This window comes from Sulfuriflexus mobilis, from assembly GCF_003967195.1.
GTDB lineage: Bacteria > Pseudomonadota > Gammaproteobacteria > AKS1 > AKS1 > Sulfuriflexus > Sulfuriflexus mobilis.
Genome location: NZ_AP018725.1, coordinates 694,499 through 714,205, shown reverse-complemented (window position 1 = coordinate 714,205; position 19,707 = coordinate 694,499). Strand labels below are relative to the sequence as shown.

Sequence of the window (19,707 nt, the reverse complement as noted above, 5' to 3'; positions counted from 1 at the left end):
TCCCGCTATTTTCATTCTCATAGATAAATCAGGGTTATAATTTGGCAAGCTGTCCATGTCTGACAGTGTCCGGGAAATGTATTTCAGCTTTATATTCAATCTATTAGCTTTTCCAGATCCCTGCCGACTACCCCAGTGGGCAACTTGGCACAGGCCTTGCTCCGGTACTCAGCAAGGAACGGACAAACTCGCCCTTCGGGATGCGTTTCCTCTGAACACTGCTATGCTGGGGGACACAGACCTTTCAGAACATGGCAAGACAAACAACTAAACACTCTTCTAAGGAGAGCATTATGAAAACGATACAAAAAGGCTTTACCCTGATCGAACTCATGATCGTCGTTGCGATCATCGGTATCCTTGCCGCTGTGGCACTGCCGGCTTATCAGGACTACACCGTACGCGCCAAGGTCTCTGAAGTGATCCTGGCAGCCTCCTCATGCCGAACCGCCATCACCGAAGCGGTACAGTCAGCCGCCAACGTAAATATGGGCACTACCTTACAAAACGTGTGTAGCTTCACCCCAACGAAATATGTTGCCTCCGGTCTTGTAACTAGTGCTGGATTGATTGAAGTCACAGGTAATGCAACCAACCTAGGTGGCAGCACCAGCGCTACTGCGAACACAATTAGAATGTCGCCACTTGTAACAAGTACTGCACGGGCTCTGAACGCAGCTACTGATGGCGGTATGGTCATTCACTCCTGGACATGTGGCCCCGCAACTGGAGCCAATCCAATGCCTAATCAGTATTTACCGGGTTCTTGTAAGGGTTAATAGCCGGCTAGTGTGAGGGAAGCGCCATTAGCGCCCCCTCCACAAACTTGAAACAGAGAGACCGCTTCGGCGGTCTCTTTTTTTGCTGGAGACAAAAACAAGCCAAAAAAGCAACGTTGGCTATTTTATTTAAATAACAGCTGGTTACCGGAGCCATACTTGATCACGATGAAAATATGTCTTATAAGCTATTGGTAAATAAGTATTTATAAACTAGACTTTGTGCTTAAACAGGCTCTTGGAGCATAAAAAAGCCGACCCGGTCACAGCAATTCAGGCGATACGCGCTAATATATTAAATATGGCATCAATCAACCCCCAAACCACGATCAGCGGCCTCGCCCGTCGGCTCGTCCATGACGGTCTGCTTGCCGAGGCCGATGCCGCTGTCGCGCACGAACAGGCGCTGAAGAGCAAGATCCCGTTTGTCACCCACCTGGTGACAAAGAATCTTCTCGATAGCCTGAGTATCGCCAATGCCGCCTCACAGGAATTCGGCGTACCGCTGTTTGATATCAGTACCATGGACATGGAGACGGCCGCCACCGCCCTGGTCGATGAAAAGCTGGTGCGTCAGCACCATGCCCTGCCGCTGTTCAAACGCGGTAACCGCCTCTATGTCGCCGTCTCCGACCCCACCAACCTGCAGGCGCTGGATGAGATCAAATTCCACGTTGGCGCCAATACCGAGCCGGTACTGGTTGAAGAAGACAAACTCAGCAAGGCGATTGAACACGCCATGGAGGCCCAGGACACCAGTCTCGCCGACCTCGGCGATACCGACCTCGATGACCTGGATATCAGCAGTGGTGATGAGGCCCCGCAGGATGACGCCACTGACGCCGATATCGATGACACCCCGGTGGTGCGCTTTGTGAACAAGGTCTTGCTCGATGCCATTAACAAGGGCGCCTCGGATATCCACTTCGAACCCTATGAAAAGACCTACCGGGTACGTTTTCGCCAGGACGGCATCCTAAGAGAGATCGCCACGCCGCCGGTCAACCTCGGCAGCCGCCTGTGTGCACGCCTGAAGGTCATGTCCCGCCTCGATACCTCGGAGCGCCGCATCCCGCAAGACGGGCGCATGAAGATGACCCTGTCGAAGAACCGTGCCATCGATTTTCGTGTCAATACCTGCCCGACCCTGTTCGGCGAAAAGATCGTTATGCGTATTCTGGATTCGAGTAGTGCCAAACTCGGCATTGATGCACTCGGCTATGAAGAAGAGCAAAAGGAACTCTACCTGAAGGCCCTCGCCAAACCGGATGGCATGATCCTCGTCACCGGCCCAACCGGCAGTGGTAAGACCGTGTCATTGTATACCGGTCTGAACATCCTCAATACCGAAGACCGCAACATCTCCACCGCCGAAGACCCGGTAGAAATCAACCTGGCCGGTATTAATCAGGTCAATGTGAATAATAAGGTCGGCCTGACCTTTGCCAGCGCCCTGCGCGCCTTCCTGCGTCAGGACCCGGACATCATCATGGTCGGGGAAATCCGTGACCTAGAGACGGCCGAGATCGGCATCAAGGCCGCCCAGACCGGGCACCTGGTGTTATCCACTCTGCATACCAATGACGCCCCCCAGACCCTGACACGCCTGGTCAACATGGGGGTGCCGCCCTATAACATCGCCTCCACTGTAGCTTTAATTATTGCCCAGCGCCTGGCGCGACGCCTCTGCACACAGTGTAAAAAACCCGTCGATATCCCCAAAGAGGCCCTGCTCGAAGAGGGCTTTACCGAACAGGATATCACTGGCGGCTTAAAGGTATATGGCGCGGTAGGCTGTGACCAATGTGCCGCGGGTTATAAGGGCCGCGTCGGTATCTACCAGGTCATGCCGATTTCCGACGCGATGGGACGCATTATTATGGAAGGCGGTAACGCCATCCAGCTCGCCGATCAGGCGGCCAAGGAAGGCATCAGTGACCTGCGCCAGTCAGGCCTGAAAAAGGTGAAGGATGGACTCACCAGCCTCGAAGAAATTAACCGTGTGACCAAGGACTAAAACATGGCCGGAAAAGCGACCGCAGAAGATATCTTCATTTGGGAAGGTGCCAACAACAAAGGTGCAAAAGTTAAAGGTGAAACCAATGGCAGGAGCGTTGCCCTGGTCAAGGCCGACCTTCGGCGCCAGGGTATCAACCCGATCAAGGTCCGCAAGAAACCTAAATCTCTTTTTGGCAGTAGTGGCGTAAAAGGCAAGAAAGTCACCCCGGGTGATATTGCGATCTTCAGCCGCCAACTGGCGACGATGATGTCAGCGGGTGTGCCACTGGTACAGGCCTTTGAGATTGCCGGCCGGGGCCACGAGAACCCCAAGGTACAAGACCTGTTACTAAGCGTTAAAAATGACATTGAGAGTGGTAATACCCTGGCCGAATCTCTGGCCAAACACCCTTACTACTTTGATGAACTGTATTGTAACCTCGTTCAGGCCGGTGAACATGCCGGTATCCTCGAAGATATGCTCGGCAAGATTGCATCCTACAAAGAAAAAACCGAATCCATCAAAAACAAAATCAAAAAGGCCCTGTTTTACCCGATAGCCGTCATCGTGGTCGCCTTCATTATTACCGCAATCCTGATGATCTTTGTTATTCCTACCTTCAAGGACATGTTTACAAGTTTTGGTGCCGATCTTCCCGCACCAACACTCTTTGTCATGGGCGTTTCTGATATCTTTGTCGAATACTGGTATCTGGTTTTTGGCGGCGTGTTTGCTGGAATATATACTTTCCTGGAAGCAAAAAAACGTTCGGTGAAATTTCAACACATCCTGCAGCGCATGTCGCTTAAAATGCCGGTATTCGGTTCGCTATTCCACAAGGCGGCCATTGCCCGGTTTGCCCGTACACTCTCCACCATGTTTGCCGCCGGGGTACCGCTGGTCGAGGCCCTGCAGTCCGTCGCCGGGGCAGCCGGCAATATCGTTTATTCAACTGCGATCCTGCGTATGCGCGATGACGTCTCAACCGGCCAACAACTCAATATCACCATGCGCCAACAGAACCTGTTCCCAAATATGGTCGTTCAGATGACCGCAATTGGTGAAGAGGCCGGTTCTATCGATGCCATGCTCGGCAAGGTTGCCGATTTCTACGAGGCCGAGGTCGATGACATGGTCGACGCCATCAGCAGCCTTATGGAACCCTTCATTATGGTCGTCCTCGGTGGCCTTATCGGCGGCATGGTGATCGCCATGTACCTGCCTATTTTCAAACTTGGACAAGTTGTATAAGAATCTATGCAAATCATTACCCTCCTCTCGGAACAACAGGCCGTTTTTATAACGGCCTGTTTCATATTGGGCCTGTTGCTGGGCAGTTTCCTCAACGTCGTCATCCTGCGCCTGCCAATCATGATGCAGAGGGACTGGCAGCAGCAATGTAGTGAACTGCTTGAAGTTGAGAACAAACAGGCATCCGAAGATAAACCCTTCGACCTTGTTAAGCCTCGCTCCGGCTGCCCGAAGTGTGGTCACAGGATCACGGCACTCGAGAACATCCCGGTCATTAGTTACCTGTTCCTGCGGGGCAAGTGTTCCGGCTGTGGCATAAGGATATCTCCCCGCTACCCGATTATTGAAGTATTCACCGCCATCCTTACCGCCACGGTGGCCTGGCATTTTGGTTTCAGCTGGCAGGCCGGTGCTGCGATGCTTTTGACCTGGGCCTTGATCGCTCTGAGCTTTATCGACATCGATCACCAGCTCTTGCCCGACTCGATCACCTTGCCCTTTCTCTGGCTGGGCCTGTTGTTGAGCCTGGTGCCCTTATTTGTAGACAGCCATGCCAGCCTGATCGGCGCCGCCGCCGGTTATTTATCACTGTGGTTTATCTATCACCTGTTCCGCCTCCTCACCGGCAAGGAGGGTATGGGCTATGGTGACTTCAAACTGCTGGCCCTGTTCGGTGCCTGGATGGGCTGGCAGATGTTACCCGTCATAATCCTGCTCTCCTCGGCGGTCGGTGCCGCAGTTGGCATCAGCCTGATCCTGTTTCGTGGCCGCGACCGCAATATCCCCATCCCCTTTGGCCCCTACCTGGCCGCCGCCGGCTGGATCGCCCTGCTCTGGGGACATGACCTCACCGATGCCTACCTGCGTTACTCGGGCCTCTGATCTTTTTCTTTTTTAGAAACCTTTTTCAGAAACACTTAAAGGTGCGCAACGCGCAGCCTACGACATATCAATAGACAGGATTTACGGGCCTGACAAGATAAAACGCCATTCAGGCTATGGCAGGAACCCCATCGCGTTAATCCTGTCATTCCTGGCCAATAAAATTTTATGAAAGATTCCAGGTCCAACGCTGAGGCGCTGAGGATGCAAAGGTTTTTTAGTTAATTTATCTCCGCGACCTTTGCGACTTCGCGCCTTTGCGTTGCGCTTTTACGGTACAATCAAACCATGCACGTCATCGGCCTGACAGGGGGGATCGCCAGCGGCAAGTCTGCCGTCGCCGCAGAGTTTGCCTCGCTGGGTGCACCCGTGATCGATGCCGACCTGATCGCGCGTGAACTCGTCGAGCCCGGCATGCCCGCCCTCGCCAAGGTCTGTCAACGTTTTGGTCACAGCATCCTGCTGGAAAACGGTGAACTCGATCGTGCCGCCCTGCGCGAGATCATTTTCGATGATGCACAGGCCCGCCATGACCTGGAGGCCATCCTGCACCCGCTGATCCGCCAGACCATTGAACAACGACTCACCACACTCGACGCCTGCTACTGCATCGTGGTCATTCCCCTGCTTGCAGAATCGGGGGCCTGGCCCATACTCGACCGGGTACTCGTGGTCGACTGCCCGGAGGCGCTGCAACGGCAGCGCCTGCAACAGCGTGACCAGGTCGACGAGGCCCTCGCCGAACGCATACTCGCGGCCCAGGCCAGCCGCGAAGAACGACGCGCCCGTGCTGACGATGTCATCGACAATAGTGGTAGCCGGGAACAGCTTCAGTCCGCTGTCCGGCAACTGGACGGGCAATATCGCCAGGCCTGCCAGTAGTCCATTATGTCCATATATTATTGATTTTCTGTGGATATTCCAGAAGACCGCGTTTGCCTCTATAATGCAGGCTACCGGGCCGATAACAAATAAAAAAGAAGCATATCGTGAGCAAACACATTTGTTATGAACAACCGCTCAATGAGCGCATTCGTACCTTCCTCAGGCTCGAACATCTGTTCCTGCAGGCCCGTTACTGGCTGGACGGTGACAGCATCTGGCACAGTCGCGCGGTACTCGACACCCTGTTTGATATCCAGAACGTCTTTGGCCGTGCCGACTTGCGCAGTGAGCTCATCAAGGAACTCGAGCGACATGCCGCCAATCTCGGCAAACTGATCAATAACCCGAACGTCGATAATGCCGCCCTCAACACCGTGCTGGATGAACTCGATGTACTTATCGACCGTTTGCATTCCATCAATGGTCAACCCGGACAGAAGTTGCGAAACAACGACTTTCTCAGCAGTATTCGTCAGCGTAGCAGCATTGCCGGAGGTGACTGCGCCTTCGACCTGCCTGCCTACCACCAATGGTTGCAGTACCCTGTTGCCCACCGCACGGCCAACCTTAATCAGTGGATGAGTGAATTCGACAGCATCCGCGATGCCGTGTTTATGATCCTGTCGCTGATCCGCGACAGCGCCACGGCCAGTCCGCACGTTGCAGAGGCCGGTTTTTACCAACAATCACTCGATACCAATGTTGCCTACCAACTGATCCGTGTCATGGTCCCAGCAGAGCAGGTCTGCTTTGCCGAGATCAGTGCCGGTAAACACCGTTTCACCCTGCGCTTTATGCAAAACGATGCCCTCGAATCACGTGCCAGACAGTGTGAAGACGATATTCACTTTCATCTTGCCTGCTGCGTGCTTTAAATCCGCATGACCACCACGGTAAAGTGTCCAACATGTGGTAGACCCGTTGAATGGGTGGAGCAATCCAGATGGAAACCCTTTTGCAGTGAACGTTGCAAGTTGATCGACCTCGGCGCCTGGGCCGATGAAAGTCATAGCATCCCCGGTGAAGAAATCCCCAAAGAGAACAACGACACACCTGAGGAGTTCTAGCTCACACTCCACAGGGTCCGTATCGCGGCAATCCCCTGCGCACCATACGAGAAGGACGTGCTCAAATCTTCCAGGCGCATGCCGCCCAGTGCGTAGACCGGCATGGTCGCCCTGTCCGTTAGCTCATGAAAGCGCTGCCAACCCAGTGGCTCGGCATCCGGGTGCGAGGCCGTTGCCTGCACCGGTGACAAGACAATAAAATCCGCATCGAGGTGTTCGGCATGACGAATGTCTGCCTCGGTATGGCACGAGGCCGAGAGCAACACCGACTTGTCCACCGGGCGCATGTCGTGCGTATAAAGCTGCTGGCTGTCCAGGTGCAGGCCATCGGCCGGACACAGGGCAAAACCTTGCAGCGACGTATTCAACAGGCAACGTGCCCCGGCCTGGTGACAACGTGCAAGCACCTCTTCGGCCAAAGCCTGCCAGGCCGTATCGTCGAGCGTCTTGGCTCGAAACTGCACCAGCCTGATACCACGGGCCAGGGCGCCCTCCAGCTGTTGCAGGAAGGCCTCAGGTGCCCCCGGTTCCGAGGTGATCAGGTAACGATCCGGCAGGCTGGCGGCGCGGATGATCGGCTGGTTGGCCTCGGGAAAGGCATACTCCCTGAGCTGTTGCGGCTCGACCCACTTTACCGGCTGGCCCTCGCGACCCTGTACCGCACCGCGAAAGGCCTCGACACGCCAGACATCGAGCAGCACGGATTTATCGGCATAGTCATGGTGTACCCGGATCAGGGGGCGGGCCTGGCTTGGCACGATCCCAAGCTCTTCATGCAGTTCACGCGCCAGGGCTTCTTCAACCGTCTCGCCCGCTTCGACCTTGCCGCCGGGGAATTCCCACAACCCACCCTGGTGGACATCGGGCGAGCGCCTGGCGATCAGGATTTGACCCTCCGGGTTAACGACCACGGCGGCCGCTACATGTACCCTCATCAACTGCGATATTCTGCGTTAATGCGCACGTAATCGTAAGACAGGTCACAGGTCCAGACGCGCGTTGAGGCCTTACCGCGACCCAGTTCCACGCGTACCGTGATCTCTGCCTGCTGCATGACTTTCTGCCCGGCTGCTTCAGTGTAGTCGCTGGCCCGACCACCATCGCGCACGATGCAGACTTCATCAAGATGGATCGTGATCGCATTCAGCACAAGGTTGGACAAGCCCGCCCGACCGACCGCCGCCAGAATGCGTCCCCAGTTTGGGTCACTGGCAAAAAAGGCGGTTTTTACCAATGGCGAATGGGCAATGGTGTAGGCCACTGCCTGACACTCGGCATCATCAGCACCACCCGCAACATCGATGGTCATGAACTTGGTCGCGCCTTCACCGTCACGGATAATCGCCTGGGCGAGGAAGGCACAGACCTTCTCCACGGTAGCGAATAGCGTCGCGGCTGCGTCACCGCTGTCAGCATCAATCATCCTATTACCCGCTGCACCACTGGCCATGAGAATACAGGCGTCATTGGTCGAGGTATCACCATCGACGGTAATGCGGTTAAAGGACGCGTTCACGGCCTGGCGCAAGCAGGCATCCAACACCGGTTGACTCACAGCGGCATCGGTCGCCATGTAGGCGAGCATGGTCGCCATGTTGGGCCGGATCATGCCCGAGCCCTTGGTCATGCCGGTAACGGTAATGGTCTTGCCATCGATCGTGCACTGCTCACTGATCCCCTTGGCCAGCGTATCCGTGGTCATAATGCCATTGGCGGCGGCTAACCAGCCATCTTCGCGCAGGTTTGCATAGGCCTGCGGCACGGCGGCCTGCAACTTTTCAATCGACAATATCTCACCGATGACACCGGTCGAAAACGGCAACACCTCACCGGCATGACAACCGGCCTGCCCGGCAACGGCCTCACAACTCGCTTGCGCGATAGCATAACCTTGCTTGCCGGTACCGGCATTGGCATTGCCACTATTGATCAACAGGTAACGGGGCGCATGGTTGGCGAGGTGTTCACGTGCCACCATCACCGGTGCGGCAGAAAAGGCATTTTGCGTGAAAACCGCGGCACAGGTTGAACCCGCCGCCATTTCAATCAACACCAGGTCGGGCCGCACGGTCTGCTTGAAACCGGCCGAGGCCGTGCCAAGACGAATGCCGGCAATCGCGGATAAGTGTTTTGGTGCTGTAAGTCCTACTGCCATGTCGTCACCCCATCATGTGAAAGGGTGATTATAAGAGAGCTGGCCGGATGCGGCCAGCCGGTCTTAGTTAAGTTTGCCGTGACAGGACTTGTACTTCTTGCCCGAACCACAGGGACAGGGTTCATTCCGTCCCACCTTGGCCTGATTGCGGACAAAGGGTGCCTGCAAGGCCTCGTCACCTTCGGCCGGTCCCGCCTCTTCGGCGGCCATAGCCCCGGCCTCAGCATGTTCGAAGTGCATCTGGCCCTGGCGGCGACGTTGCTCTTCTACCGCCTCAACGTCCTCTTCGTCACGGATCTGCACCTTGGAGAGGATGCTGATGATGTCATGCTTGATACGCTCAATCATGTCCGCAAACATTTCGAAGGCCTCGCGTTTGAACTCCTGCTTGGGGTTCTTCTGCGCCATGCTGCGCAGGCCGATACTCTGGCGCAGGTAGTCCATCGCCGAGAGGTGATCCTTCCAGAACGAATCCAGCACCTGCAGCATCACGGCCTTTTCAAAGTGGCGTAATACTTCGCCGCCAGCGTGGGTCTCCTTCTCCTGATAGGCGCGTACCAGTTCATCAAGGATACGTTCACGCAGACTTTCCTCGTGCAATGTCGGTTCGTTTTTCAACCAATACTGGATATCCAGCTTGAGCAGGAATTCGGCCTCAAGCGCCTCCTCCAGCCCCGGGATATCCCACAGGTCATCCGGGCTTTGCGGGGGGATGAATTCATCAATGACCGTGTTCAGCACATCTGCACGGATGGACTCAATGCGGTCAGAGACATCGGCCTCGGCCATGATCTCATTACGCATAGCGTAAATTTCTCGACGCTGGTCATTGGCAACATCATCGTATTCAAGCAACTGTTTGCGAATATCAAAGTTATGGCCTTCAACCTTGCGCTGGGCATTCTCGATCGCCCGCGTGATCCACGGGTGCTCAATGGCCTCACCCTCTTCCATGCCGAGGCGTTGCATAATGCTGGCAACACGCTCGGAGGCAAAGATACGCATGAGGTTATCATCCAGAGAAACGTAGAAACGGCTGGAGCCAACATCCCCCTGACGACCGGAACGACCACGAAGCTGGTTGTCGATACGGCGTGACTCGTGACGCTCGGTACCGATGATATGCAGGCCGCCTTTGCTGAGTACGTCGTCATGACGTTGCTGCCAGGCATTGACGAGTTTTTCACGCTCACTCTCGCTGAGGCTGCCCTGCCCCGCCAGTTCGACATCAATATTACCGCCCAACATGATGTCGGTACCACGACCGGCCATATTCGTTGCAATCGTCACCGCTCCGGGCAAACCGGCCTGGGCAATAATCTCGGCCTCGCGTTCATGGAACTTGGCATTCAGCACCGCGTGCTTGATCGCCATTTTTTTCAGCATCTCTGACAGGTGTTCCGAGGCCTCGATCGAGGCGGTACCCACCAGCACCGGCTGGCCGCGTTGCTGGCAGTCCTGAATGTCTTCAATCACCGCGTTAAACTTCTCTTGCTGACTGAGGAATACCAGGTCACTCATGTCATTACGCACCATCGGCCGGTGGGTCGGTATGATCACAACCTCCAGACCATAAATGGATTGGAATTCAAAGGCCTCGGTATCGGCGGTACCGGTCATGCCGGAGAGATTGTTATAGAGGCGAAAATAATTCTGGAAGGTGATCGAGGCGACGGTACGCGACTCGTTCTGAATGTTCACCGCCTCCTTGGCCTCTATCGCCTGGTGCAGGCCCTCCGACCAGCGACGCCCCGGTGAGGTGCGACCGGTAAATTCATCGACAATAACAATCTCACCGTTTTGAACCACATAGTGCACATCACGCTGATACAGGGCATGTGCACGCAGGGCCGAGTCGACATGATGCATGAGCATAATGTTGGCCGCGTCATACAGGCTATCGCCCTCCTTGAGCAGGCCTTCCCGGGTCAATAATTCCTCGACGTGTTCATGGCCCTCTTCGGTTAACAGGGCCTGGCGGCTCTTTTCATCAACCGAGTAATCGCCTTCACCGTCCTCTTCTTGCTGCTTGCTCAGCTGCGGAATAAGTTTGTTAATTACGCGGTAGAGATCTGAACTGTCTTCCGCCTCGCCTGAAATAATCAGTGGCGTACGCGCCTCGTCGATCAGGATCGAGTCCACCTCGTCGACCACGGCGAAGTTCAGCTCACGCTGCATCTTGTCTTCGATGGAAAAGGCCAGGTTATCCTGCAGATAATCGAAACCGTACTGGTTGTTGGTGCCATAGGTAATGTCGGCGGCATAGCTCTCGCGCTTCGCATCGGCACCCATACCCGCGATGATCACACCGACCCGCATGCCAAGGAAGTTATACAAGGGTTCCATCCACTCGGCATCACGCTTGGCGAGGTAATCATTCACGGTCACAACGTGCACACCCTTGCCGGAGAGGGCATTCAGATACACGGCCAGGGTGGCGACAAGGGTCTTGCCCTCGCCGGTGCGCATCTCGGCGATCTTGCCGTCATGCAGGGCCATGGCCCCAATCAATTGCACATCAAAGTGGCGCATGCCCATGATGCGTTTACCCGCCTCACGGCAGACCGCGAAGGCCTCAGGCAGGAGCGCGTCAAGCGTCTCTCCCTTCTGGAATCGCTCACGAAGTGTATCGGTCCTGGCGCTCAGTGCCTCGTCGGTAAGGGCGGCCATCTCGTCTTCGAGGGCGTTGATTAGGATAACAGTTTTGGAATAGTGCTTAACCAGCCGGTCATTGCGGCTGCCAAACACCTTGCGCAGAAGATTGCCTACCATGCGAACTAAATGCCTGAAGTGAAATGGTTATTATAGCGCCCTAAGCGGCCTTTTCAGCCTGCCGGACCATTAAGCCTCGGTACTGTATGGGAGTTTCAGGCCCAGTGCAAATACCTGTCGTGAAGCGGGAAAAACGGTGATTTTACTGCGCGTTGATATACTTGACCGGGTCCTGGCTGCGGCCGTTATAGAGCACCTCAAAATGGACGTGTGGGCCAGTGGAACGGCCGGTGGAGCCCATCAGGGCCAGCTCATCACCCTTTTCAACCTTGTCTCCCACCTTGACCACTATTTCCTTGTTGTGGCCATAGCGGGTCACATAGCCATTACCGTGGTTGACCTCGACCAGGTTGCCGTAGCCATAACGGTCAGCCGACCAGGTGACCACGCCGGAAGCCACGGCAATCACTGCACTGCCATCCTTACCGGCCAGGTCGACGCCATCGTGGTGCTCACGCTTACCCGAGAAGGGGTCGTTACGCATGCCATAATAAGACGAAATCCAGCCTTTACGAATCGGCCGACCGGTCGGCAGCACCTGCTCCTGCAGGTTACGGCTCATGAGCATGGTCTCGAGTACGCTCAATTGCTCACTGCGGTTTTCAAGCTGACGTGACAGCTCATCAAACTGTTGCATGAAGTCGGGTACGGAGGCCGATTGCAGGTTTTCGCTACTCTCCGGGCCACCAAGGGCGGGTTCCTTGGCAAAATCGAACTCCCCCTTGTCCAGCTTGGCCATCTTGGTCAGGCGCTGGCCGAGGGCATCCAGACGGATAACACGGGCCTGCATCTTACCCAGCTGCTGGGAAAGCGCATTCAGATTGTGCTCGGCATCTTCCAGGGCGACATTCAGCTGTTGACGCTGCGCGCCCAGTTCATTGCGGAGCTGGGCGGTTACCGGGTCATCGGCCTGTTTGCTTTGAAAGGCCAGCTCGTAACCGGCGTAGAGCCCGGCGGCCGGCAGAAACAGCAGGCCAGCGGCCACGGCCAGCCAGCGCTTGGAGTCCATTTTCAGGCTCGCGAGGCGGCCCTTGCGTTGAGATAGAAATACTATGTTCATTCGTTCACCAACACCGGTTATGATTACACTCGTTACTTTTGTTATCGGCAACCATGCAAAAACCTAAAACAAAATCAATACGTTCCGTACGAGATATCCTGGCTGCGGGGCCGCACGCGAAACTTCTGGTCCAGCACGACCGGCACCAGCAATTATTGGTACTCGTCCGCCAGCAATTACCCGTAGCACTCGCCTCGCACTGCCTGAATGCCCAACAGCAAGGCGAAACACTCATTGTCCATGCCGATTCACCTGTTTGGGCGAATAAGTTACGCTTTCAGCTCGGCAATCTCCCGGCCCTGCAGCAAATACCGGCCTTTCAGGCCGTCCGTCAGATCCAGGTCCGCGTCCTGCCCACTAGCGAAACCTCTGCGACAGCAGGGGATCCGGTGAGCACACTCTCCAACGAGGCCGAGGACATCATCCGCAAACTGGCCGAGGCCATCTCCGACGATGACTTGCGTGCCAGCTGGCTGCGCATCGCCGATCGGAAAAAACCGCACTCCTAACAACGAATCTAGCACAAAATCAAGCAACTAGAATAGACTTTAGCAGTAATTTCTTGGATTTCCAGTTATTAAGTTGCCTGAACAGGCTTTGAAAAGGCGATCGGCATATTATCCGTGTCCTCGAAGGTCACGATCTCCCATGCCTCGGCATCGGCCATCAGGGCCCTCAACAGCCGATTATTCAGGGCATGCCCCGACTTGTAACCACTAAAGGCACCGATCAGACTGTGGCCGAGCAGGTAAAGGTCGCCCACGGCGTCGAGGATCTTGTGCTTCACAAACTCGTCCTCGTAGCGCAGGCCGTCTTCATTCAGGATCCGGTAGTCATCGACGACAATGGCATTGTCCAGGCTGCCGCCCAGGGCCAGGTTGTTTTCACGCAGGCGCTCCACATCCTTGAGCAGACCGAAGGTCCGCGCCCGGCTGACCTCTTTCACAAACGAGGTGGTAGAGAAGTCCAGTTCGGCGGTACGCGTGTGGGTTTCGAAAACCGGATGGTCAAACTCGATGCTGAAACTGACCTTGAAGCCGTCAAAGGGCTCAAATTTCACCCATTTATCGCCATCCTCGACGATCACCGGGCGTTTGATACGGACAAAACGCTTCGGTGCGTTCTGTTCCTCAATACCCGCAGACTGGATCAGGAACACAAACGGACCGGCACTGCCGTCCATGATCGGTACTTCGGCCGCGCTCAGATCAATATAGGCATTGTCGATGCCCAGGCCCGCCATAGCGGACAGCAGGTGTTCTACCGTAGAAACACGTACATCATCTTTGCACACAGTCGTGCACAATTGGGTGTCACTGACAAACTCAGGGCGGGCCGGGATGTCCACCGGCTCTGCCAGGTCGACACGACGAAAAACAATGCCCGTATCCACGGCCGCTGGGCGCAGGGTCAGGTAAATCTTCTCACCGGTATGAAGTCCCACGCCGGTCGCGCGGATGACATTTTTGAGCGTACGCTGTTTTATCATGTGTTGTTTATGCGCCTTACCCGCCTTCGGGGCGAGTTGGGGTAAAATACCCAGTTAATTCTCGCATAATACTAGCACAGGAATGATCTCAGTGCATAGTGATGCAGCGCACAAAACCGATATAACAGTCTGAAATTGCGAGGAAATGAAGCCACGGCGGCGGCGGGGGGCGAATCCGCCGCGCCGTGGTCCACGGGTCACCTATATATAAGGTATAGGTCTAGTCGGCCTGGCGCCGCAGGAAGGCCGGGATATCGAGGTACTCCAGGTCCTGTTCGCCGACACCGGCGAAGTGATCACCCGAGGCCTGCTTGCGGATCACCGTCGGACGATCCAGTTTGCTGTAGTCCGGTTCGATATTCTCCGGCATCCGTGTATTGTCCACGACCTTTTGTACCGGTGTATCGTGACCACGCAATTGCTGTTGTGGCTGACCCAGACCCGTCGCGACCACGGTGACCCGCAGTTCATCGGTCAATTCCGGATCGATGACCGTGCCGACCACCACTGTGGCATTATCAGAGGCAAACTGTTTAATCGTTTCTCCGACCTCTTCAAACTCACCAATCGACATATCCAGACCGGCGGTAATATTAACGAGGATGCCGCGGGCACCGGAAAGGTTGACGTCTTCGAGTAATGGACTGCCGACTGCCTGCTCGGCAGCGATACGCGCACGCCCTTCACCACTTGCCACGGCTGAACCCATCATCGCCATACCCATCTCTGACATCACGGTACGCACATCAGCGAAGTCGACATTGATCAGACCCGGGCGGGTGATCAATTCGGCAATCCCCTGTACGGCACCGAAGAGGACATCGTTGGCGGCCTTGAAGGCATCAAGCAGAGACAGGTCTTTCCCGAGTACCGAAAGCAGCTTCTCGTTTGGAATCGTGATCAGGGAATCCACGTTCTTGCTGAGTTCTTCAATGCCTTCAGCCGCTATCGTTGAGCGCTTCTTGCCCTCAAAAGAGAACGGCCGTGTGATCACGGCGACGGTAAGAATACCCATCTCCTTGGCGATCTCGGCAATCACCGGCGCGGCACCGGTACCGGTACCTCCTCCCATACCCGCAGTGATAAACAACATGTCGGCACCCTCGATCACTTCGCGGATACGCTCACGATCTTCCAATGCCGCACCACGGCCAATCTCGGGATTGGCGCCAGCACCCAGTCCCTTGGTAATGGCACCGCCCAGTTGTAACAGGGTTTTTGCCGAGGCATTCTTCAATGCCTGGGCATCCGTGTTGGCACAGATAAACTCCACGCCTTCAATGTCGGCAGACATCATGTGTTCGACAGCGTTACCGCCACCACCACCGACCCCAATCACCTTGATCACAGCACTCTGGCTGTATGCATCCATAAGTTCAAACATAATCGCCCCTCCAGTTATTACTACTTGTTAATACAACATTAAACACAACACTTCCCTTTCAGGCTGATGCCTGTCAGAAATTACCTTGAAACCAACTCTTCATACGTTTCCATACACCTTTGACACTGCTCGATGACAATGCCTCGAGACTGCCGGTATTACGTTGCTGATGTCCAAACAGCAGCAGACCCACACCTGTGGCATGAATCGGATTACGCACCACGTCGACCAGGCCGGAGACAGAATGCGGCACACCGAGGCGCACCGGCATATGGAATATTTCCTCGGCGAGTTCCACCACGCCTTCCATTTTCGAACTGCCTCCGGTTAAAACGATGCCGGCGGCGATAATGTCTTCAAAGCCGCTGCGGCGCAGTTCGGCCTGGATCAGACTAATAAGTTCCTCGTAACGCGGCTCCACTACCTCGGCCAGGGTCTGGCGAGTCAGGCGGCGCGGCGGACGGTCGCCGACACTCGGCACCTCGATGGTTTCTTCGGCACCCGCCAGTTGCGTCAGCGCGCAGGCATATTTCACCTTGATCTCTTCGGCATACTGGGTCGGGGTACGCAGGGCCACGGCAATATCATTGGTGACCTGGTCACCGGCAATCGGGATCACGGCGGTATGACGAATTGCGCCATCGGTAAACACGGCAATATCCGTGGTGCCGCCACCAATATCCACCAGACAAACACCGAGTTCCTTTTCATCCTCGGTCAACACCGAGTGACTTGAGGCCAACTGTTCGAGAATGATGTCATCGACCTCAAGACCGCAACGGCGTACACACTTGAGAATATTCTGCGCGGCACTCATCGCCCCGCTGATCAGGTGAACCTTGGCCTCAAGACGCACACCGGCCATCCCCACTGGCTCCTTGATGCCTTCCTGGTTATCGATAATGAATTCCTGTGGCAAGACGTGCAGCACGCGTTGATCGGCCGGGATCGCCACAGCACGTGCGGCATCGATAACACGGTCGACATCACCGGGAGTCACCTCTTTATCACGAATCGCGACGATACCGTGCGAGTTCAGGCTGCTGATATGGCTACCGGCAATGCCCGCGTACACGGAGTGTATCTGGCAACCCGCCATCAGCTCGGCCTCTTCCACCGCACGCTGTATCGACTGCACCGTCGATTCAATATTCACCACCACACCCTTCTTCAGGCCGCGTGAAGGGTGCGAGCCAATGCCGATGATCTCAATACCGTTTTCATCATTGATCTCGCCAACAATGGCGACGATCTTCGATGTGCCGATATCCAGCCCGACGATGAGATTTTGTTCAGCTTTTCTGGACATGATTTTTCATCCCCACACCCGCCTCTGCGGCATTTTTATCTTCCAGCTGTTGCCAACGTACAGCAAAGCCATTGGTATAACGTAAGTCCACGGTACTAATGATTTCCTGTTGTTCATTAAATAAATAGGCGTAGGCACGAGTAAAACGCTGCAAGCGTTGCCGACTGTCTTGTCGTCCGAGGGCCAGCTGAATGCCATTATCCAGTTGCAGCTGCCAGGCACGCCGCGCATCCAGGCCGAGCACGTCAATATCGCGTCCCGCTGTTCGCAAGATGGCACGCATGTCACCGTAGGCCTCCAATATCTGCATCTCGGTACCCACCGGGCCATTAAACTGCGGCAGACCCTGCGGGAAACTCGCCTTGTCCGGGCGAAATACCTGCCCGGTCTCATTCAGCAAGGCCTTGTCATTCCAGTAGGCCACCGCCTGTTGTTCGATCACCGTGATGTGCAGAACATCCGGCCAGACCCGACGGACCGCAACCGATTCCACCCAGGGCATCTCACGCAGACGCCTGGTCAGTGTCTCCAGGTCACTACTGAAAAATCCTGCCAGACCACTCGAGACAACTACTTCACGCAAGGCCTGTTCACTGACCTGGATAAACTCACCCTTCAAATGCACACTGCGTAGCGGCAGGGTAGCCGGGTCACGTAGCGTCGCGCCGCCCCAAATCGCGACGGCGGCCACGGCCAGCACGCCGAAGGTCCCGGCCAGCAGACGCAGGATAATGCGCCGGGTCTCGACCCGGTCGGTGTTCAGGCGATTAATCTTGCGTTTACGCATCATGCCCGCGTCTCCCGCTCGCAACTTGTCGCCAGAATACGTAATACCAGTTCATCAAAACCGATATCGGCGGCACGTGCCGCCATCGGCACCAGGCTGTGGTCGGTCATGCCCGGCACCGTGTTGACTTCGATCAACCAGTTATTACCCTGTGCATCACGCATGAGGTCGACACGCCCCCAGCCCTCTACACCAGCCACCTCCGCGGCCTGCACCGCCAGCGCCCGCATCGCGGCCTCGGCCTCGGTGTCCAGACCACAGGGGCAGATATACTGCGTATCGTTTGCCTGGTACTTGGCCGCGTAGTCGTAAAACTCACGCGGTGTTTCCAGTAGAATGGCCGGCAACGCCTCACCATTGAGGATGCTCACGGTGTACTCACCACCTTCAACAAACTGTTCCGCTATCACGCTATCGTCATACTCACGTGCAAATCGCCAGGCATCTTTTAATTGTTCTGCCGACTCGACCTTGCTGATACCGATACTCGAACCTTCTCGTGCCGGTTTCATCATCAGCGGCAGGCCCAGTGTTATTGCCTGTTCTGCATCATCTGCCGTCTTCAATACACGCCAGGCCGGTGTCGGCAGACCCGCGCCCTGCCATAACCACTTGCAACGCAGCTTGTCCATTGACAGGGCAGAGCCCAACACGCCACTGCCGGTATAGGGCAGGCCGATACTCTCCAGCACCGCCTGCATACTGCCGTCCTCACCACCACGACCATGCAGGATGATAAAGGCACGATTAAAACCGGCAGCCGGCAGGTCATGCACATTGTCGGTGGCCGGGTCGATGGCATGGGCATCGACACCACTGGCAAGCAGGGCCGTCAATACCGCCTGGCCGCTTTTCAGCGAGACCTCGCGCTCGGCCGAGTCACCCCCCATAAGCACGGCGACCTTACCGAAGTCCTTGCTGGCGATGTCATTTATCTTCGTCATATCCGTTACCCGGCCTCACCGATGATGTGTACTTCGCGCACCAGGCTCACACCGCATTCGCGCAAAACCGTTGCCGCGACCTCTTCAATCAAACCTTCAATATTACGGGCCGTTGCCGCGCCCGTGTTGATAATAAAATTGGCATGTTTTTCCGAGACACAGGCGCCACCGATGCACTTGCCCTTCAAACCACACTGTTCAATTAGCTGCGCGGCATGGCCACCCTGCGGATTACGGAACACCGAGCCACAACTCGGCTGCGTGGTCGGCTGCGTGGCACCACGTTTGGCCAGTAATGCCTTAATACGTCTCTGCGCGGCTTCGATATCACCGTTGGCGAGTTGCAGGGTTGCGGCTACAAACCATTCCTCGGCCGGGCCTTTGACACTGCGATAGGCAACCGTGTATTCCGCTGCGCTGCGTACATGACGCTGTCCATACCGGTCGAGTGTCTCCACCCCCACCACCAGTGGCCAGGTCTCGCCACCGAAGGCCCCGGCATTCATGGCCAGGGCACCGCCGACAGTGCCGGGGATGCCGGCAAAAAACTCGGCACCGGTCAGGCCCTCGCGTGCGGCAAAACGCGCCAACTTGGCACAACTGACACCAGCCTCGGCACGTAGACGCTGCCCTTGTTCACGTGACAAGTCATTCAACAGGCCCGAGGTCGCGATCACCGTGCCACGGATACCGCCATCACGCACCAGCAGGTTGCTGCCCAGACCCATCCATGTAAGTGGCTCGTCCAGGGGTAACTGTTGCAGGAATGCGGCCAGGTCGTCGATGTCGGCCGGGCGGTAATAACAATCAGCCGGACCACCGACTCGCCATGAGGTATGCCGGGCCATCGGCTCCTTATGCAGGAGCTCGCCGCGTAATGCTGTCTGTTGCTCGGCTGCCATCATTATTTCCGCTTACGCCCCGCGACTCGTGCTGTCTTTTTG

Annotated in this window: 18 protein-coding genes; 8 read left to right on the top strand and 10 right to left on the bottom strand. The window is 55.9% G+C overall.

The window, feature by feature from the left end; genetic code table 11:
- Nucleotides 1–293 precede the first annotated feature (293 nt).
- The 7 genes from EL386_RS03690 (at nucleotide 294) to yacG (ending at nucleotide 6,863) form a co-directional block, all read left to right on the top strand.
- A complete protein-coding gene (locus tag EL386_RS03690) occupies nucleotides 294–779 on the top strand; it encodes a pilin (RefSeq protein WP_126453548.1) in 486 nt (161 codons plus the stop codon).
- A 301-nt stretch (nucleotides 780–1,080) separates the two neighbouring features.
- The gene (gene pilB, locus EL386_RS03685; RefSeq protein ID WP_172597607.1) at nucleotides 1,081–2,796 is read left to right on the top strand and encodes a type IV-A pilus assembly ATPase PilB; all 1,716 of its coding nucleotides are present in this window, start codon (nucleotides 1,081–1,083) and stop codon (nucleotides 2,794–2,796) included.
- 3 nt (nucleotides 2,797–2,799) lie between these two features.
- Nucleotides 2,800–4,029, top strand: coding sequence for a type II secretion system F family protein (locus EL386_RS03680; RefSeq protein ID WP_126453546.1), 1,230 nt, complete (start codon nucleotides 2,800–2,802; stop codon nucleotides 4,027–4,029).
- A gap of 6 nt (nucleotides 4,030–4,035) precedes the next feature.
- Nucleotides 4,036–4,911 carry a prepilin peptidase gene (locus tag EL386_RS03675; protein ID WP_126453544.1) on the top strand — a complete coding sequence of 292 codons (876 nt, stop codon included), beginning with the start codon at nucleotides 4,036–4,038 and terminating at the stop codon, nucleotides 4,909–4,911.
- A gap of 288 nt (nucleotides 4,912–5,199) precedes the next feature.
- Nucleotides 5,200–5,793: a dephospho-CoA kinase gene (gene coaE / locus EL386_RS03670; RefSeq protein ID WP_126453542.1), complete on the top strand. Its 594-nt coding sequence runs from the start codon at nucleotides 5,200–5,202 to the stop codon at nucleotides 5,791–5,793.
- Between the two features lie 107 nt (nucleotides 5,794–5,900).
- Nucleotides 5,901–6,671 carry a cell division protein ZapD gene (zapD, locus tag EL386_RS03665; RefSeq protein ID WP_126453540.1) on the top strand — a complete coding sequence of 257 codons (771 nt, stop codon included), beginning with the start codon at nucleotides 5,901–5,903 and terminating at the stop codon, nucleotides 6,669–6,671.
- 6 nt (nucleotides 6,672–6,677) lie between these two features.
- On the top strand, nucleotides 6,678–6,863 hold the full coding sequence (gene yacG, locus EL386_RS03660; protein WP_126453538.1) for a DNA gyrase inhibitor YacG: 186 nt from the start codon (nucleotides 6,678–6,680) through the stop codon (nucleotides 6,861–6,863).
- On the opposite strand, the gene EL386_RS03655 is transcribed toward yacG, so the two are convergent.
- The 4 genes from EL386_RS03655 to EL386_RS03640 all read right to left on the bottom strand — a co-directional run bounded on the left by EL386_RS03655 (nucleotide 6,860) and on the right by EL386_RS03640 (nucleotide 12,850).
- Nucleotides 6,860–7,798 carry a Nudix family hydrolase gene (locus tag EL386_RS03655; protein ID WP_126453536.1) on the bottom strand — a complete coding sequence of 313 codons (939 nt, stop codon included), beginning with the start codon at nucleotides 7,796–7,798 and terminating at the stop codon, nucleotides 6,860–6,862. The genes yacG and EL386_RS03655 overlap by 4 nt on opposite strands.
- Nucleotides 7,798–9,018 carry a bifunctional glutamate N-acetyltransferase/amino-acid acetyltransferase ArgJ gene (gene argJ / locus EL386_RS03650; RefSeq protein ID WP_126453534.1) on the bottom strand — a complete coding sequence of 407 codons (1,221 nt, stop codon included), beginning with the start codon at nucleotides 9,016–9,018 and terminating at the stop codon, nucleotides 7,798–7,800. The genes EL386_RS03655 and argJ overlap by 1 nt, the downstream gene beginning before the upstream one ends.
- A gap of 63 nt (nucleotides 9,019–9,081) precedes the next feature.
- On the bottom strand, nucleotides 9,082–11,790 hold the full coding sequence (gene secA, locus EL386_RS03645) for a preprotein translocase subunit SecA (RefSeq protein WP_126453532.1): 2,709 nt from the start codon (nucleotides 11,788–11,790) through the stop codon (nucleotides 9,082–9,084).
- 142 nt (nucleotides 11,791–11,932) lie between these two features.
- A complete protein-coding gene (locus EL386_RS03640; RefSeq protein WP_126453530.1) occupies nucleotides 11,933–12,850 on the bottom strand; it encodes a M23 family metallopeptidase in 918 nt (305 codons plus the stop codon).
- A gap of 53 nt (nucleotides 12,851–12,903) precedes the next feature.
- Here EL386_RS03640 and EL386_RS03635 point away from each other — a divergent pair, with 53 nt between their 5' ends.
- Nucleotides 12,904–13,359 (top strand): DciA family protein, encoded by a 456-nt coding sequence (locus EL386_RS03635; RefSeq protein ID WP_126453528.1) that lies wholly within the window; start codon nucleotides 12,904–12,906, stop codon nucleotides 13,357–13,359.
- Nucleotides 13,360–13,427: 68 nt separating this feature from the next.
- Here EL386_RS03635 and lpxC read toward each other — a convergent pair whose 3' ends face one another.
- From lpxC to murB, 6 genes are all read right to left on the bottom strand, one after another.
- Nucleotides 13,428–14,339 (bottom strand): UDP-3-O-acyl-N-acetylglucosamine deacetylase, encoded by a 912-nt coding sequence (lpxC, locus tag EL386_RS03630; RefSeq protein WP_126453526.1) that lies wholly within the window; start codon nucleotides 14,337–14,339, stop codon nucleotides 13,428–13,430.
- Between the two features lie 220 nt (nucleotides 14,340–14,559).
- Nucleotides 14,560–15,723, bottom strand: a complete 1,164-nt coding sequence (ftsZ, locus tag EL386_RS03625; RefSeq protein WP_126453524.1) for a cell division protein FtsZ — start codon at nucleotides 15,721–15,723, stop codon at nucleotides 14,560–14,562.
- A gap of 73 nt (nucleotides 15,724–15,796) precedes the next feature.
- Nucleotides 15,797–17,032 (bottom strand): cell division protein FtsA, encoded by a 1,236-nt coding sequence (gene ftsA / locus EL386_RS03620; RefSeq protein ID WP_126453522.1) that lies wholly within the window; start codon nucleotides 17,030–17,032, stop codon nucleotides 15,797–15,799.
- Nucleotides 17,016–17,822: a cell division protein FtsQ/DivIB gene (locus EL386_RS03615; RefSeq protein WP_126453520.1), complete on the bottom strand. Its 807-nt coding sequence runs from the start codon at nucleotides 17,820–17,822 to the stop codon at nucleotides 17,016–17,018. The genes ftsA and EL386_RS03615 overlap by 17 nt, the downstream gene beginning before the upstream one ends.
- On the bottom strand, nucleotides 17,819–18,763 hold the full coding sequence (locus EL386_RS03610; protein ID WP_126453518.1) for a D-alanine--D-alanine ligase: 945 nt from the start codon (nucleotides 18,761–18,763) through the stop codon (nucleotides 17,819–17,821). Before EL386_RS03610 ends, EL386_RS03615 begins: the two co-directional genes overlap by 4 nt.
- Nucleotides 18,764–18,768: 5 nt before the next feature.
- Nucleotides 18,769–19,665: a UDP-N-acetylmuramate dehydrogenase gene (gene murB / locus EL386_RS03605; RefSeq protein WP_420856729.1), complete on the bottom strand. Its 897-nt coding sequence runs from the start codon at nucleotides 19,663–19,665 to the stop codon at nucleotides 18,769–18,771.
- Nucleotides 19,666–19,707 lie beyond the last annotated feature (42 nt).